We start from the raw sequence: 15,764 nt of genomic DNA, 5'->3' as shown, positions 1-15,764 counted from the left end.
CCGGCTGCACGATCTCCTCCTGCCCGGCGGGGTCCTCGTCGTCCTCGGGTGCTACGAGGAGAAGACGAGAAGCGACGTGATCGTGAGCCGGACGGCCTCGATCGCCAACATCGCCATGGGGCTGGCCCACCGGATCGGCCGTACCGCGAACCGCCGATCGGTCGCCGGCCCAGGCGCCCCCGTCGCGCCGGCCACGATGACCCTCGCCGAGATCCGGTCGCAGGTCGAGGCCCGCCTGCCGGGCGCGACGATCCACCGGCGCCTGTTCTGGCGCTACCTGCTGACCTACCGCCTGCCCGGCTCCACGTAAGCTCGCCGGCATCATCGATCCGATCCGCGACATCCGAGCATCCGCGATATCCCGGCTACGTAGCCCTTCTGCCCCCAGCTCCAGGGCCGTGTCTTCCGCCGGCCGGGTCGCGGCATGACCCCGCGACCGCGTCAGCGGCAGGGAAAGCGCGATAGCCGTCGCGCGCCGGAGAGTCGCGCCGGGTCCACCGGGATCCGGATGTTCGCCGCGACCGCATCCGGCCTCGGCCGTCTCGCGCGGCAGGAGCTCGCCGACATCCCGGCCGTCACGGTGGGCGACCTCGGGTCCGACGGGCGGTCGGACATCGTGCTGTTCGACGCCGCACCCGCCCACGCCGCCGACCCGCTGACGGCCCGGCTGAGCGAGGACGTGTTCGTCGAGGTCGGCCGGACGCTGCGTTCGGACGGCGATCGGGCGCAGTGGATCGCCCGGCGCCTCTGGCGTCCGCAACGTGTCCAGCAGGCACTGGCGAATCTGCGCACCGCTCGCCGGCTGGGCCGCGGTTCGGTGACCTTCCGGGTGATCGTCCGGGTGCTCCAGGAGCGTTCCTTCCCGAGGACCGAGCTGCGCCGGCACCTCACCCAGGCCGTCGCGCATGATCAGCCGACGTGGCGCGTCGACGACCCGGCGCAATTGGAGATCTGGGTGGTCGAGTACTCCCACGGGCGCTTCCTGGCCGGGCTGCGCCTGTCCGACGCCACCATGCGCCAGCACGGCGGTCGCTCCGTCGAGCGGACCGGCGCCCTGCGGCCGGCCGTCGCGGCCGCCATGGTCCGGCTCGCCGGATCGCCGGACGGCGTACTGCTCGACCCGTGCTGCGGGTCGGGCACGATCCTCACCGAAGCGATCGAGCAGGGCTGGACCGCGACGGGGAGCGACATCGACCGGGAGGCGGTCCGGGCCGCCGGACACAACGTCCCGCGCGCCACCGTGTCCCACGCCGACGCGCGCAGCCTGGACCTGCCCGCCGGGTCGGTCTCGGCCTGCGTGTCCAACCTGCCCTTCGGCCGCCAGTTCGACGTCGATGAAGACATGACCACCTGGCTGACCACGGTGCTCGGGGAGATCTCGCGGGTCACCCGGCCGGGCGGTCGCGTCGTGCTCCTCGCGCCCAAGCTGCCCCGTTCGACCCTCCCGCCCCAGCTGCACCTCGAGCGCCGGCACCCGGTCCGCGTGCTGGGTACGCCGGCGACGATCTGGACCTGTGTGCGCAGCGGCTGATCGCGGTTCGCTCCCCCGGTGTGCGAAGGAGGCGAATACTGGGGCTTCAGGCCATGCGCAGGATCGGCCGCGAGCAAGAGTGGATTGAGGTGGGAACGGTGTCTCCAGTTCCCGGCGGTATGCCGCTGCTCGCCTCCGGCTCGCATCTGGACGAGTCCGACGGTGCCTGCCTGATGGAGTTCGCCTCGATTCTCGCGGGCGAACGGTTCAGTGACCGGCCGCGCTGCAGCGACCCCGTGCTCGCCGATCTGGTCCGGGCCGTCAACGACGAGATGAGCACCGACGGGCGCCAGCAGCTCGCGATGACCGCACCGGTCCTCGTCGGCCTGGTCGGCGACGACCGGATCGCGCCGGCCGTGGTCGCCGCGGCCGCCGACGTCGCCCTGACCCGCACCCCGCCGTCGCGGTGGTCTGCCTGGCGCCTGCGCGGCCAGGAGCGCCGGGCCCGCGCCCGGCTCGCCCGCAAGTCGCCCCCTGGACCATCGGTCCGCAGGTCCGCCGTCGGGCGGCTGCGCCGCCGGACGGTCAGCGTCCTCTATGCGCGCGGCCCGGCCAACCATGCCGTCACCCGCGCCGTCTCCGCGCTGGCCAGCGCTCCGCGCCCCGAGCGGGACCGGGCGCTGGGCGCCGCGCTGACGGCGGCGCTCGGTGCGGCTCTACTCCTTGACGGCCCCGGACAACATGCCGGAGATGAAGTGGCGCTGCAGGAAGAAGTACAGGACCACCACCGGTAGCGCGACGATCGTGGCGCCTGCGGCCAGCAACGAGAACTGCGATGTGTGCTGGCCCTGGAAGAACGCCAGGCCGAGCGGCGCGGTGCGCAGCTTCTCGGTGGAGATCATCACCAACGGGAAGAGGAAGTCGTTCCACGTCCACATGAAGACCAGCATCGCCATCGTCAGGAGCGCCGGCCGGCTGATCGGCACCAGAATCCGCCACAGCACCGACCAGCTGTTCGCGCCGTCGATGCGGGCCGCCTCGAGCAGGCTTCCGGGTACGCCGCGGAAGAACGTGCGCATCCAGAACGTGCTGAAGGCCAGTGACTGCGCGGCCTGGGGAAGGATCAACGCCCAGTAGGTGTCGGTGAGCCCCACCCCGCGCAGGTCGAAGTACAGCGGGATGACCAAGGCCTCCTCCGGGACCATCAGGCCGAGCAGCAGCACGTAGAACAGCACGGAGCGGCCGCGGAACTCCATCGTCGCGAAGGCGTATCCGGCGAGAATCGCCAGGACGCCCGACAGGACGACGACGCTGACGGTGACGATCGCGCTCGACCGCATGTACTCCGAGAAGTGGCCCTGGTGCCAGGCTGTGACGAAGTTGGAGAAGTGCAGGCTGCTCGGGAAGCTCAGCGAGGCCGACGACTCCGACGGTGACGTCAGTGCGGACGAGAGCACGCCGAGCAGCGGGAACAGCGCGATGACGGCGAAGAATCCGAGGATGAGGTAGTTGATCGCGGAGTCGCGTCGTAGGTTCATCGGCTCTCCCCCGGGTCGACGCGGTTGATCACGACGGTCGCGATCAGGATCAGCAGGGTGAGCAGGATGCCGATGGCGCACGCCGAGCCGACCTGGCCGACGTCGAACGCCCGGTGATAGACCTCGAAGGCCGGTACCGAGGTCTGGGTGCCCGGACCGCCGCGGGTTGCGACGTAGATCAGGTCGAAGCTCTTCAGGCCGGCGACGACGCTCAAGGTGAGGGCGACCGCGATCTGGGGGCGCAGGCCGGGCAGCGTCACGGTGAAGAACTCGCGGATGGCTCCCGCGCCGTCGATCCGGGCCGCTTCGAACAGCTCACGCGGGATCTGGGAGACACCGGCGAGGAAGAGGACCAGGCACAGGCCGATCTCCACCCAGGTGCCGATGAGGCCGACCGCCGGTAGTGCCCAGGTGAAATCACCGAGCCACGGCTTGGTGATGGCATGCAGCCCGATCGCGCTGAGGAAGTCGTTGAGTACGCCCTGCGGTGCGTAGATCGCTGTCCAGATCGTCGCGACGACCACCGACGCCACGACCTGCGGCAGGAAGAGCACGACCCGGAAGAAACCCAGACCCTTCGTATGTCTTGCCCGCGACATGACCGCGGTCAGGAGCAGCGCGAGCGACACCGGGATCAGAGCATAGAAGACGATCAGCACCAGCGAGTGCACGAAGGCCGACCGCAGACCGGGATCGCTGAACGCCTCGCCGTAATTGCGCAGCCCGACCCACGTGGACGCGGACAGGCCGTCCCACTGGTACAGCGATATCCAGAACCCGTGGATCAGCGGGAACAACAGGAAGATCCCGAACAGCACGAACGCCGGAAGCAGGTAGAGATAGGCGATCCGGTCGGACTTCTTGGTCGCCTTCCGCCGACCGGCGCGCCGTTTGTCGTCGGGCGCGCCGGTGCGGTCGGTCGGTGTGCTTACTGCGGCCAAGGGGATACCTACGTGTTCCTAGTTGGACTGTTTGAATGCGCCGGCGTCCGCCTGCAGGGCCTTGGTGAAGGCCTTCGGATCGAGCTTGCCTCCGATGAGCTGCTGCAGGTTGGACGTGATGGTGTCGTAGAACGTCGGCGTCGTGTAGTCGAGGTAGGGCGTCAGCCCGTCCTCCTGGCTGATCGTCTTCCACGCGGCGAAGATGTCCGCGTTCAACGAACCGGCCTTCGGGGTGTACGACGGCGGCTGCACGGCCGGCAGGTTGCCGGTCTTGGCGAGCACGTCCTCGGCATGAGCGTCGGTGATGAAGTTGAGGTAGGCGCCCGCGACGTCAGCGTGCTTGGTCTTCGAGGTGATCGACCACGCAAGCCCCTCGCCGCCCTCGGTGGCGCTCGGCTGGCCGGCCTTCATGGGCGGCGGGCTCATGAATCCGACGTTGCTGCCCATCGCCTGGTCCAACTCGGCGAGGCGCCACGTGCCGTCGATCCGGAACACGCCCTGCCCCTTCCCGAAGTTGGCCGACGCCTCGTCGCCGGTCAGGCCGTTGGCGCCCGCCGTGAGATAGCCCTTCTTCGCCCAGTCGCTGACCACCTGTGCGGACTGCACGGTGCTGGCGTCGGTCCATTTGGCGCTACCCGACGACGCCACCATGTCGCGCACCTCCTGCTTGCCGGCGATCGCGGCCTGCGCCACGCCGAAGAGGTGGATTGCCGGCGACTTGTCCCCCGTGCCGAACTGGATCGGCAGCTGCCCCTTGGCCTTGATCTTGGGCAGGTCGGCCTCGAACTCGCTGAAGGTCTTCGGGAGCGGCAGTCCGACCTGCTTCAGCAGCTTCTTGTTGTAGTAGATCCCGACGATCTCCCCGGTCTGCGAGACGCCGTACAGGTTGCCGGTCTGCCACTTCTTCCCGTCGGAGCTGAACTTGTTGAGGGCGAGCAGCTGCTTCGGGAAGGTGTTGTTCCACCCGTAGACCTTGGCGTAGTTGTCCAGCGGCAGCAGCAGGTTGGCCTTCACGAAGGCACCCATGTCGGGGTATCCCTGGTTGGCCTGCACGACGTCCGGGGGGTTCTTCGACGACAGGGCGAGCTTCAGGGTCGCCTTGAGGTCGTTGAGGGTGCGCGCGACCCGCTTGATCGTGACGTTCGGGTATTTCTGCTCGAACTCCTTGTTCAGCTGCGTGGTGGCGGTGTCGGCGCCGCCCGAGGTGTTGATGTCCCACTCGGTGAGCGTGACCTTCCCCGCCTTGGCCACGTCTGTCGAGATGGCGCCGGTCGACTTTGCGTCCGGCTTCGAGTTGCTCGCACCCGGCGCGCAGGCGGCCACCGCCGCCAGCGCCAGAGCCACCCCGGCGAGCGCGACCCGTCGGCCCGTCTCGTGTCGCCAATTCCTCATCGGGCACCCTTCCAGTCGAGCAGCCGGCATCGGGCCGGACAGATTAGCGGACTCATGACACCTGCGACGGCTCGGCTCGGTCGCGCAGGAAGGAACGAAGCAGGGCGACGTCGCCGGCGTCGGCTCGACCGGGTTCGGCGAGCCAGTCTTCGATCTCGCGCCACCCGGGTGCGCTGCGTGCCCCGCCGAGTTGGCGTACGGACAGCCCGGCGCACACGTTGGCCAGCAGCAACCGCTGGCGCAGTGGCCGGCCGGACAGCGTGCCGTAGATCAGCGCCGCCGTGAACACGTCGCCGGCGCCGGTGGGATCGAGCGCCTCAACGGGGATCGCCGGCGCGCTCGCCTCCTCACCGGTGTTCCCGTCGACCGCGATCACGCCGCGCTCCCCGCAGGTGACGGCGACGAGCGGAACATGCTGGGCGAGCCGGCGCAGCGCCGCCTCCGGGCTGTCGGTGCGGGTGTAGGCCATCGCCTCGGTGGCGTTGGGAATGAAGGCGTCGAAGTGGGCGAGGCTGGACAGGATCTCCGGCGACCACTTCTCCTCGGCGTCCCAGCCGACGCCGCCGAAGAGCCGGGTACCGGCCGACCGCATCTCCAGGGCCCACTCCGGGACCTCGGGGGTGACGGCCAGATGCGCCGCCCGGGCCCGCGGCAACTGCGGAGCGAGTGCTCGGACCGGCACCGGGCCGCGGCTTCCGTGGGTGATGAACCGGCGGTCGCTCGGGCTGGTCAACGAGACCGTGACGGCGGTGGCGACTGTCGGGAACTGGCCGAACCACCGCAGGTCGAGGTTGTCGACGTCGGCGAGCAAGGCACGCAGGTGGTCACCGAAGATGTCGGTGCCGGCGGCGACGGCGATGCCGGCGTGCAACCCGAGCCGCGCCGCCGCGACCGCCCGGTTGGCCGTCCCGCCGGGTGACACCGCCCGGTCGCGTACCCACGACTCGGTGCCGGGCTCGGGTAGCTGGTCGATCCCCCCGAAGATCAGATCGAAGAAGACCATCCCGACGAAGAAGACGTCGATGGCGGGCGGGGACGAGGACACCTGGCCAGCGGAGGGCGCGCCGGGCTGGGGAAGGCTCGACACCAGAAGCTCCTCCAGACGCGTGCGACCCCCAACCAGCGGCCAGGCGAGAGTATTCAACAGGTGAGCGACTTTGACAAGATGACGCCTGCGGTGAGCGACTCGGCGGCAATCGGGTGAGCGACCGGGTTCAGGTCTGAGCGAGTCACTGCTAGCATCCGGCGCGTGTTACGACGCGAACGGGACGACCTGATCGTCCGGGCACTGCGGGCGAAGGGCAGCGCGTCGGCCCGCGAGCTCGCACTCCGGCTCGGCGTGAGCAGCGCGACGATCCGGCGAGATCTGCACCGCCTCGACAGCAACGGGGAGATCCGGCGGGTCTACGGCGGGGCGATCCTGGACGAGGCGGCGATCGAGCGCCCGTTCGATGTCTGGAACGACCAGTCGGCCGACGAGAAGGAGCGCATGGCAGCCTGCGCCGCCACGTTGGTGCGCGACGGCGACGTGCTGCTCCTCGATATCGGGACGACGACGATGCGCCTCGCCGGCCGGCTGCGCGGCCGCCCGGTCACGGTCATCACCAGCAACCTCGCGGTCTTCGACGTCCTGCGCGACGATCCCGCCGTCCAGCTCGTGCTGCTCGGCGGGATGGTCCGCCGCAACTACAAGTCGCTGGTGGGCTCGCTGACCGAGGACGCATTGCGGCAGGTGTCGGTCGACCGGTTGTTCCTGTCGTGTGCGGGGGTGCGCAACGAGGGCAACGTGGTCGACAACATGATGGTGGAGGTACCCAGCAAGCGGGCGATGGTCGCCGCGGCGCAGAACGTCGTACTCCTCGCTCACGGAAGCAAGTTTCCCGGGTCCGGATCCCTGCGGATCTGCAACCTCGCCGACGTCGACGTCGTAGTCACGACGCCTGACGCCGACGACGAGACATTGAATGTCTGCCGACAGGCAGGCGGAAAGGTGCTGACAGCGTGAAGCTGGCCATTATCGGTGGCGGTGGGTTCCGCGTGCCCCTGGTGTATCGGGCACTCCTCGCCGACACCGGCCGTCCGAGGGTTGATGACGTCGCGCTCTACGACACGTCGCCGGAACGCCTGCAGGTGATGAGCTCGGTGCTGGCGCACCAGGCCGAGGGCGTCCCCGATGCGCCGCGCATCCACACGACGACCGATCTCGACGAGGCACTCGGCGGGGCGCAGTTCGTCTTCTCCGCGATCCGCGTCGGCGGGGTCGAGGCACGTACCCAGGACGAGCGGGTCGCGCTGCGGCTCGGCGTGCTGGGTCAGGAGACCACCGGTCCCGGCGGGCTCGCGTACGGGCTCCGGACGATCCCGGCCGCGCAGCGGATCGCCGAGCGGGTCAAGGACCTGGCACCCGACGCCTACATCATCAACTTCACCAACCCCGCCGGGATGATCACCGAGGCGATGCAGCGGGTGGTCGGCGACCGGGTCATCGGCATCTGCGACACCCCAAGCGGCCTGGGTCGGCGGATCTCTGCCGTGCTCGGGGTCGACCCGAAGCGGGTGCAGCTGGATTACGTCGGCCTCAACCACCTCGGCTGGATGCGCCGGCTGATCGTCGACGGGCACGACCGCCTTCCCGAGCTGCTCGCCGACGAGACCGCACTGGCCGGGCTCGAGGAGGGCACGATCTTCGGCGTTCCGTGGCTGCAGTCGCTGGGCTGCGTCCCGAACGAGTACCTGTACTACTACTACTTCAACCGTGACGCCGTCCGCTCGATCCGCAGCCAGGAGGCCACTCGCGGCGAGTTCCTGGTGCGGCAGCAGGCCGACTTTTACGCCGCGGCGGCCGACAACCCGGACAAGGCGTTCGACCTGTGGCACCGCACGATCGCCGAACGGCGCGCGCTCTACATGGCCGAGGCCAAGGGCACCCGGGTCGAGGACGTGCAGCCGACCGAGGAGCCGGTGAGCAGCGGCTACGAAGGTGTCGCGCTCGGCGTCATGGCCGCGATCGCCCGTAACGAGCGTTCGACGATGATCCTCAATGTGCGCAACAACGGCGCCCTGCCCGGCCTCGACGCCGACGCCGTGGTCGAACTCCCCTCGACCGTCGACGCCAACGGCGCGCACCCGTTGGCCACGAGCCCGCCCGACCTGCACCAGCTCGGGCTCATCCAGCAGGTGAAGATGGTCGAGCGGCTCACCATCGAAGCCGCGACGACGGGGTCGCCGGACGCCGCGCTGAAGGCGTTCGCTCTACACCCGCTCGTCGACTCGGTCCGGGTCGGACGCGAACTGCTCGACGGCTACGTCGACGCGATCCCGGAGGTCGCGCAGGCACTCGGCGCCCGACGCTAGCCACTACACCTCGAGCTTCTCCATCGCCGCCGGGACGGTGCGGTAGCCGTGGGATCGCCATGCGCCGAGTGCGACGCCCACGGCCATCCAGCTGAACCCGAACGTATAGGTGATCCAGTCGAAGCCCGACCAGACGTAGGCGATGATCGCGAGACCGATCGCCGGGAACAGCAGGTAGGCGACGAAGCCGGCGAGGCCGCGCCGGCGCTGGCGGATGAAGAAGTACACGAACACCGCGACGTGCAGGATCATGAAGGCGGTCAGTGCACCGAAGTTGACGAACCTGGTGATGCCTTCGAGGGTGAGGCCGGCCGCGACGCCGATGCTCACGAAGGCGACGAGGATCGTCGCATTGGCGGGGGTCTTGAACCGTGGCTGGATCTGGCCGAGGACGTTGGACCACGGCAGCAGCTTGTCCCGGCTGATCGAATAGATCACCCGTGCCACGGCCGTCTGAGCGACCAGGGCGTTCGCGATGCCGGCGGCGAGGATGTTGACCCCGAGCAGCAGGTAGTAGAGGAACGGGCCCCCGGCCTGCCGGCCGAGTTGGAAGAAGGCCAACGCCGGGTCGAGATCGGTCGACTTGGGGTGCACGAGACCGGCGAGATAGGTCTGGATCACGAACATGGTGCCGAGGAGGAAGAGCGCGGCGATCGTGGCGTTTCCGACGGTCCGCCGCGGGTTACGCGTCTCCTCGGAGAGGGTGCTGATCGCGTCGAATCCGAGGAAGCTCAGCACGGCGAGCGAGGTGGCGGTGGCGAGGAAGCCGGCGTTGAAGTGGGCAGCGTCGTAGAACGGGCGCGCGGAAAAACCGCCGGTCCCTCCGCCGCGGACGAAGACGTAGTCGATGGCGAAGCCGATGAAGATCGCCAGTGCGATGAGCTCGATGGCCAACATGATGAAGTTGGCCTTGGCCGCGACGTTGATGCCGAAGATGTTGATGACGGTGATGGTGACCACGAAGATGACGACCCAGACCATCAGCGGTACGCCGGGGACCACGGCGTGCAGCCAGGTACCGGAGAACTTGTAGAGCAGGGCCGGTACGAGGATGTAGTCGGCGAGGATCATCCAGCCGCAGACGAAGCCGATGTGCGGGTTGAGCCCCCGCTGCACGTAGGAATACACCGATCCCGCGATGGTGAACTCCCGGCTCATCGCCCGGTAGCTCAGGGCGGTGAAGACCATCGCGATGATGCCGATCAGGTAGACCGTCGGCACCATGCCGAAGCTCTCCGAGTCGACGAAGCCGTAGATCCCCATCGGGGCGATCGGCACCATGAAGACCATGCCGTAGATCAGCAGGTCGCGGAAACCCAAGGATCGCTGAAGCTCCTGCCGGTAGCCAGAGCCGTCATCCCCCACCAGGTCGCTGCTCTGCGCCGAGACTCCGCTCGCCGGGTCTGTTGCCACGTGCCCTCCTTGCGCGGTGGTACCGGTCGGTGGGTTACGACTTGCTCTCGACGCGGTCGAGGAAGTCGTTCGCGACCTGCATGTAGCTCTCCCGCTGCTCGGCGAAACACAGGTGCGAGGCGTCGTCGAAGACGACGAGCTCCGCGAGCGGGATGCGCAGGTGCATGTCGTCCAGATGCGCGGGCCGGCACTCGTCGTAGCGCCCGCCGGTCAGCAGCGTGGGGACGTCGATCTCCCGGAGCCGGTCGGTGATGTCCCAGTCCTTGAGCGTCCCGACCACCCGGAACTCACTCGGCCCGTTCATGTGGTGGTAGACCTCCATGCCGGCCTCGGCGAAGGACCGCTCGAGACCTTGGGGCCACGGATCGAGCCGGCAGACGTGGGCGCGGTAGAACGGGAGGATGGCCGCCGCGTATTCGGGGCAGTCGGTGGTGCCGTCGGCCTCGTGCCGGTTGATCGTCTCCTGGATCTCCGCCGGCTGCTCGGCGAGCAGTTCTTCGCATTCGCGCACCCACCGCGGCATGCTGGCCGGGCTGCCGGCGAGGATGAGGCTCTCCAGCCGGGGCCGGCGGTCGACGACGTACTGCATCGCGAGCATCCCGCCCCACGAGCTGCCGAACAGGTGCATGCGGTCGAGGCCCAACGCCTCCCGTACGGCGACCAACTCGTCGACGAAGCGCTCGACCGTCCACAGCGAGGTGTCGGACGGACGCTCGGATCCGCCGCATCCGAGCTGGTCGTAGAAGATCACCTCGCGATGGGCGGCGAGATCCTCGAGCGCCTCGAGGTAGTACGAGGTGAAGCCAGGTCCGCCGTGCAGGCACAGCAGCGGAACGCCGCCTGAACCCACCGACCGGTAGAACACGCGCCCACCGGGAACGGTGATGAAGCCTTCACGAGCCATATCCACCTCCGAGCCAGCGCGGATGTTACCGGTCCCCCGCGCTCACCTGCTCGCGACGACGGCGAACGCCGTCTCGGAGAAGAAGAAGCTGCCGTCGGCGTCGGCGACCCGTAGCTGCTCCGCCCACCGGTCGACGTCCTCCGGCGACACCGAGCCGAGGTGGCGGGAAGCGATCCGGCGTACGGCGACGATCACCTCGCCCACCCTTGTCCGGGCCGGACCGGTCAGCGCATCGCGCACGGTGACGTGCGCCCGGACGTCGCGCAGCCGCAACCCACTGTGCCGCACCAACCCGGCCAGCTGACGGCCCATCTGCCCGTCGGAGCCGGCCATGGAGCGGTAGCGCACCGGCAGCTCGGAGTAGGTGAGCACTACCCGGCGGGTCAGGTCGCGGTCCGCACCGGCGATCACGATCGCCTCGAAATCGGTGTGGGCCAGCACGACCCGACCCCGCGGATGCAGCGCGCGGGCGACCTCGGTGAGGAACGCGCCGTGGTCGGGGAGCGATTCGAGCACGTTGTGCGAGACGAGCCGATGGATGCTTCCGTCGCGGCAGGGCACGCCGTCCCGCAGGTCGGCCCGGACGGCAGCGGCCGTCGGTACCGCCCGACGTAGCCGGACCAGCGCCTCAGCTGAACGGTCGATCGCGGCGAGTCGGGTCGCCGGGTGCCGGGCCGCGACGGCGGCCAGCGTGGCACCGGAGCCCGCACCGAGGTCGACGACGCCGTGGTCGGGTCCGCCGTCGACCAGCTCGGCCAGCAGAGCGTGCACGGAGGACGGCCCGTCGGCGGCGGTCACCGGCTCCCGTCGGCGAGCGGACGGTTGTTGCGGTGGGCCATCCGGAGCCCGTGCAGATATCTCTTGGTCACGTGCCCGCCGTACCGGGTGTCGATCAGTGCACGGATGCACGACAGCAGTCGCTCGCGGGCCTCGTCCGACATTGCTCGGTGGCCGGAATAAGTGAGCAGCGTGTCGAGATAGTCGTGTGTCGAATAATGAATGTCGCGCTGGACCTGGCGGAATTCCGGCGGCGATTCGAAATAGTCGGACCGATCGATCTCGGGCCAGTCGATTGTCACCGTCGCCGGGTCGGGAGGCCCGTCCGGGCCGTCGTAACTTGCCGGGTCCCACCGTCGATAGCATTCCTGCGCGTCCCGGAAGAACTGCGGTGTCCCGCCCGCGACGTGCGCAGTGGTCACCGTTGCCAAGGTGCCGCCTGGCCGCAGGGCCGCTGCCGACTTCGCGATCCGGACCGTCGGGTCGAGCCAGTGGAAGGCGGTCGCGGCGACGACCGCGTCGAACGGCTCGGCCGGGAGCGGCCACTCCTCGAACGAGGACACGATCACCTCTGCCCGCGGCCGGTCGGCGAGGTTCCGGCGTGCGACGGCGGCCAGGTCGGCGCCGAGTTCTATCGCCACGATGCGGGCTCCGGTGCGGGCGAGCGGGACCGTCAGCTGCCCGGTCCCCGGGCCGATCTCGAGGATTCGACTCTGCGGTCCGATGCCGGCCCACGCCACCAGGTCATCGACGAGCGCCGGCGGATAGGTCGGCCGGGCCCGGTCGTAGAGCTCGGCGTCCTCGTCGAACATGTCGCGCCGGGGCCGTGCGGAGGAGGGCATCGGTCCAGCATGCCCGGGCGGCAGGGTCCGGCACCACCGCGTTACCGGGCCGCGCCAATATGACTCTCTGTTATTGCGAGACTCCGTTCTGTACTTGAATTACGTCGCCCATCTCCTCGCGATCTTCTCGCCTCCAATGGCGCATTGTGACCCTGCGTATTGCCACAATTCCTTTCTGTGTCGGGTAGGTCGGTAATGGTGCTCTGAATGGCCGTGTGTCCGCGATTGAACGGAGTCCTTTGTTGCCTTGTCCAGCGCGCAATGACCACGCCACGTAGTCTTTTGCCAAACGACAGCTGGCTCTCTTTGCCCGCCGTCGGACGCAATGGGGGATCGGTAGTGCAGACGTCCTTGAGGATCGCGACTCGGCGCACGAGGCCGGGCAGCCCTCGCTGTGGACGCGAAAACCGCGTTGCGAGAGATCGGCACGGGTGTCCACGTGACGCCGCCGAGTAACCGGTTGGACATACCGGAGCTCGGGCGCGCGGGCCGCCATATGGGGAGTACCAGTTTCTTGAAGGAGCAGTGGAATGAAAGTTAGAGCCATAAGCGTCGCCGCGGCTGCGTTGCTGGCGGTCGGGGTGGGCGCCGGGGTAGGTGTCGCCGGTCCTGCCGGCGCAGCCGGCGCCGGGCCGCCGAGCGACATCGCCGCCACAAACATGCCGCAGCTGGCGACCAGCGGAACGGACGGCTCGGTCGAGCAGATCCGGCACCTCGCGCAGTGCGGCACGACGATGTACGCCGTGGGCCGCTTCAGCGAGGTCTCGAAGGCCAAGACCGTGGTCACGCGCAACAACGCGTTCTCGTTCGCCACGAAGAACGGCGTCATCTCGTCCTGGGACCCGAACGTCAACGGCCAGGTGGACACCGTCGCTCTCTCGGCGGACTGCTCCACGGCCTACCTGGGCGGGACCTTCACCTCGATCGGTGGCACAGCCGTCAAGAACATCGCGGCGGTTTCCACCGCCACCGGCGCCGTCATCCCGACCTTCGCGCACAGCGCCAGCGGTCGGGTCGCCACGGTTGCCGTGAGCGGCACCCACCTGATCACCGGTGGCTACTTCAAGGGCATCAACAACTCGCCCAAGCAGTACCTCGTCAGCCTGAGTACGACGACGGGCCGGGACGACAACTACCTTCCGGACATGCAGGTGGCCGGGAACCTGCCGGGCAACTCCAACGCAACCCGGATCTACAACCAACAGCTGTCGCACGACGGAACACGTGACCTGATCGAAGGCGCGTTCACCTCCGTGAGCGGTCAGCCGATCCGGCAGGCCTTCATCCTCGATCTCGGCGCAACCCCGGGGCTGTCGGCGTGGAAGGCGACCAACTTCGACACCGACTGCCACCCCGTGGAACCGTTCTACGCCCAGGACGGTGCCTGGTCACCGGATGACAGCAAGGTCTACTTCGGCACCACCGGATACATCCCGGCGACCGGCCTGACGATCCCGCAGAGCGGGCCGTGCGATGCAGCGCTGGCGTTCGACACCACGGCATCAGCGCAGAACGCACTGTGGATCAACTACGCCGGCTGTGACTCGCTGTACAGCGTCGAGGCTGACGCCTCCACGGCGTACTTCGCCGGGCACGAGCGGTTCTCGAGCAACCCGAACGGCTGCGACGGACTGGGGGCCGGCGGGATCGTGGCACCCGGGATCGAAGGCCTCGACCCCGCAGGCGGGAGCCTGACCTACAACCCGACACGTGGGCGCGGCCTGGGAGCTGACGACATGCTCGTCACCAGCCAGGGGCTGTGGATCGCCAGCGACAACCAGGCGAACACGAACAACTGCGGCAAGACCCCACTGGGCAAGCCGTCGTACGGACACGCAGGGCTCTGCCTGCTCCCGTACTCCAGCTGACGAGAGGGGAAAGCATGAGAGGCGGCTCGGTTCTTCGGAACCGGGCCGCCTTTCGGCTTCGGTGGTCAATTCCGTGAGGGGGACTCGATGAGAAGAAGTCCAGGCCGCGTCATACTCGCGACGGTGATGGCGGCCGCCGCGGCCGCAGTCGTGACGGTCGGAACCTCGGCCGCAACGGCAGCCGCGCCGCCACCGAAGCCGCTGCTCGGCGGATACGCGCCCGACTGGGCCTGGTACAAGGCCAACATCGGCCCGGTGCAGATCCACCGGGTCTACGACATGGGCTGGCACTACTCGACCTTTCAGCAGACCCCCGCAGCCGGCGATCCGGCGGCCGGGATGGTGACGGACTACTCCTTCAACCTTCCGCCGGCGGGTGTGGCCAACCATCAGTACGACGCCCAGCTGAAAACGTTCATCTCGAGCTCTCCGAAAAACATCATTCTCGCCCTCTGGCACGAGCCCGAGGAGAACATCGAGAAGGGGCAGTTCACCGCGGCTCAGTTCGTCGCCGCGCAGCGGGTCTTCGCCAATCTTGTACATTCGCTCAACGCCACGGACAACGCCCAGCGGCGGGTATCGATCACTCTGATGAGTGTCTCCGTCACCGGTTTCCAAGGTCGCAACCCGAACAACTACTGGCCCGGCAAGGACGCCAACGGGAAGAACTACGCCGATCTCGTGGGCTTCGACGCCTATGCCTGGCCGCACGCCACCAACACGCCCGGCGTCCCGGCCGGCTACACCGACGGCGTGAAGTGGCTCACCGCCGCGGGCCTGCTGAATCCGCTCATCAAGTGGGCGCACACCGTCGGCTCGCCCTGGATGCTCTCCGAGCTCGGGTACCTCGAAGACGTGCACAACCCGACCCACCGGGCCGCGACCATCACCGACGTCGTCAACTACGCGCGGGCGAACAATGCGGTCGCCGTCGAGTACTGGGACGCCAACGGGCAGCGGGCCGACTGGAGGCTGCGGTGGGGCTCGCCGACCGGCACCCAGTCCGGGATGTCCAACGCGGCGAAGGCGTGGAAGGCTGCCGTCAACGCGCCGTAGTCACCGTCGGTCGACTCAGCTCAACAGGTCGATCAGCTGTTGCGCGTTGGTCTGGGCGTAGTCGCTGTAACAGTTGTTCATCAGGACGTGGACGCGGCTCGCCTGGTCGGCGAGCGTGCGCAGCCGCGGGGCCCACTCGGCGAGCTCGGATTCGCTGTAGCGGTAGCCGAACCGGTCGTAGATGTCCTTGCTCTCCCACTTGTCGCTG

The 15,764-nt window shown here is 68.5% G+C and carries 16 protein-coding genes; 7 read left to right on the top strand and 9 right to left on the bottom strand.

The features are described from left to right. The 3 genes from VGH85_09735 to VGH85_09725 form a co-directional block, all read left to right on the top strand. The coding region (locus VGH85_09735; GenBank protein ID HEY2174075.1) for an SAM-dependent methyltransferase at nucleotides 1–310 on the top strand (310 nt) is incomplete at its 5' end. A gap of 198 nt (nucleotides 311–508) precedes the next feature. After that, nucleotides 509–1,531 (top strand): methyltransferase domain-containing protein, encoded by a 1,023-nt coding sequence (locus VGH85_09730; protein ID HEY2174074.1) that lies wholly within the window; start codon nucleotides 509–511, stop codon nucleotides 1,529–1,531. Nucleotides 1,532–1,629: 98 nt separating this feature from the next. Beyond that, a complete protein-coding gene (locus VGH85_09725; protein HEY2174073.1) occupies nucleotides 1,630–2,265 on the top strand; it encodes a hypothetical protein in 636 nt (211 codons plus the stop codon). Here the strand turns inward: VGH85_09725 and VGH85_09720 are convergent. From VGH85_09720 to VGH85_09705, 4 genes are read right to left on the bottom strand one after another with little or no spacing between them, the layout of a single operon-like run. Then, the gene (locus VGH85_09720; protein HEY2174072.1) at nucleotides 2,188–3,009 is read right to left on the bottom strand and encodes a carbohydrate ABC transporter permease; all 822 of its coding nucleotides are present in this window, start codon (nucleotides 3,007–3,009) and stop codon (nucleotides 2,188–2,190) included. The genes VGH85_09725 and VGH85_09720 overlap by 78 nt on opposite strands. Beyond that, nucleotides 3,006–3,950, bottom strand: a complete 945-nt coding sequence (locus VGH85_09715) for a sugar ABC transporter permease (protein HEY2174071.1) — start codon at nucleotides 3,948–3,950, stop codon at nucleotides 3,006–3,008. Before VGH85_09715 ends, VGH85_09720 begins: the two co-directional genes overlap by 4 nt. A gap of 18 nt (nucleotides 3,951–3,968) precedes the next feature. Beyond that, nucleotides 3,969–5,342, bottom strand: a complete 1,374-nt coding sequence (locus tag VGH85_09710) for an extracellular solute-binding protein (GenBank protein HEY2174070.1) — start codon at nucleotides 5,340–5,342, stop codon at nucleotides 3,969–3,971. A 52-nt stretch (nucleotides 5,343–5,394) separates the two neighbouring features. Continuing rightward, nucleotides 5,395–6,429 (bottom strand): PfkB family carbohydrate kinase, encoded by a 1,035-nt coding sequence (locus VGH85_09705; protein ID HEY2174069.1) that lies wholly within the window; start codon nucleotides 6,427–6,429, stop codon nucleotides 5,395–5,397. 162 nt (nucleotides 6,430–6,591) lie between these two features. On the opposite strand from VGH85_09705, the gene VGH85_09700 reads away from it, so the two are divergent. After that, a complete protein-coding gene (locus VGH85_09700; GenBank protein HEY2174068.1) occupies nucleotides 6,592–7,347 on the top strand; it encodes a DeoR/GlpR family DNA-binding transcription regulator in 756 nt (251 codons plus the stop codon). After that, on the top strand, nucleotides 7,344–8,696 hold the full coding sequence (locus VGH85_09695; protein HEY2174067.1) for a 6-phospho-beta-glucosidase: 1,353 nt from the start codon (nucleotides 7,344–7,346) through the stop codon (nucleotides 8,694–8,696). Before VGH85_09700 ends, VGH85_09695 begins: the two co-directional genes overlap by 4 nt. A gap of 3 nt (nucleotides 8,697–8,699) precedes the next feature. On the opposite strand, the gene VGH85_09690 is transcribed toward VGH85_09695, so the two are convergent. Genes VGH85_09690 through VGH85_09675 form a run of 4 tightly spaced genes read right to left on the bottom strand, consistent with a single transcriptional unit; the run spans nucleotide 8,700 to nucleotide 12,632 of the window. Further along, a complete protein-coding gene (locus tag VGH85_09690; protein ID HEY2174066.1) occupies nucleotides 8,700–10,109 on the bottom strand; it encodes an APC family permease in 1,410 nt (469 codons plus the stop codon). Between the two features lie 34 nt (nucleotides 10,110–10,143). After that, nucleotides 10,144–11,013, bottom strand: coding sequence for a proline iminopeptidase-family hydrolase (locus VGH85_09685; protein ID HEY2174065.1), 870 nt, complete (start codon nucleotides 11,011–11,013; stop codon nucleotides 10,144–10,146). 42 nt (nucleotides 11,014–11,055) lie between these two features. Next, nucleotides 11,056–11,811 (bottom strand): methyltransferase domain-containing protein, encoded by a 756-nt coding sequence (locus VGH85_09680; GenBank protein ID HEY2174064.1) that lies wholly within the window; start codon nucleotides 11,809–11,811, stop codon nucleotides 11,056–11,058. Beyond that, nucleotides 11,808–12,632: a class I SAM-dependent methyltransferase gene (locus tag VGH85_09675; GenBank protein ID HEY2174063.1), complete on the bottom strand. Its 825-nt coding sequence runs from the start codon at nucleotides 12,630–12,632 to the stop codon at nucleotides 11,808–11,810. Before VGH85_09675 ends, VGH85_09680 begins: the two co-directional genes overlap by 4 nt. Nucleotides 12,633–13,162: 530 nt before the next feature. On the opposite strand from VGH85_09675, the gene VGH85_09670 reads away from it, so the two are divergent. Beyond that, nucleotides 13,163–14,500 (top strand): hypothetical protein, encoded by a 1,338-nt coding sequence (locus VGH85_09670; GenBank protein ID HEY2174062.1) that lies wholly within the window; start codon nucleotides 13,163–13,165, stop codon nucleotides 14,498–14,500. Nucleotides 14,501–14,587: 87 nt separating this feature from the next. Then, entirely contained in the window at nucleotides 14,588–15,556 is a 969-nt protein-coding gene (locus VGH85_09665) for a hypothetical protein (protein HEY2174061.1), read from the top strand. Nucleotides 15,557–15,571: 15 nt separating this feature from the next. On the opposite strand, the gene VGH85_09660 is transcribed toward VGH85_09665, so the two are convergent. Continuing rightward, on the bottom strand, nucleotides 15,572–15,764 hold a 193-nt coding region (locus VGH85_09660; GenBank protein HEY2174060.1), incomplete at its 5' end, for a DUF72 domain-containing protein.

This window comes from Mycobacteriales bacterium (assembly GCA_036497565.1).
Taxonomy (GTDB): Bacteria; Actinomycetota; Actinomycetes; order Mycobacteriales; family QHCD01; genus DASXJE01.
This window is presented reverse-complemented; position numbering and strand designations above follow the sequence as displayed.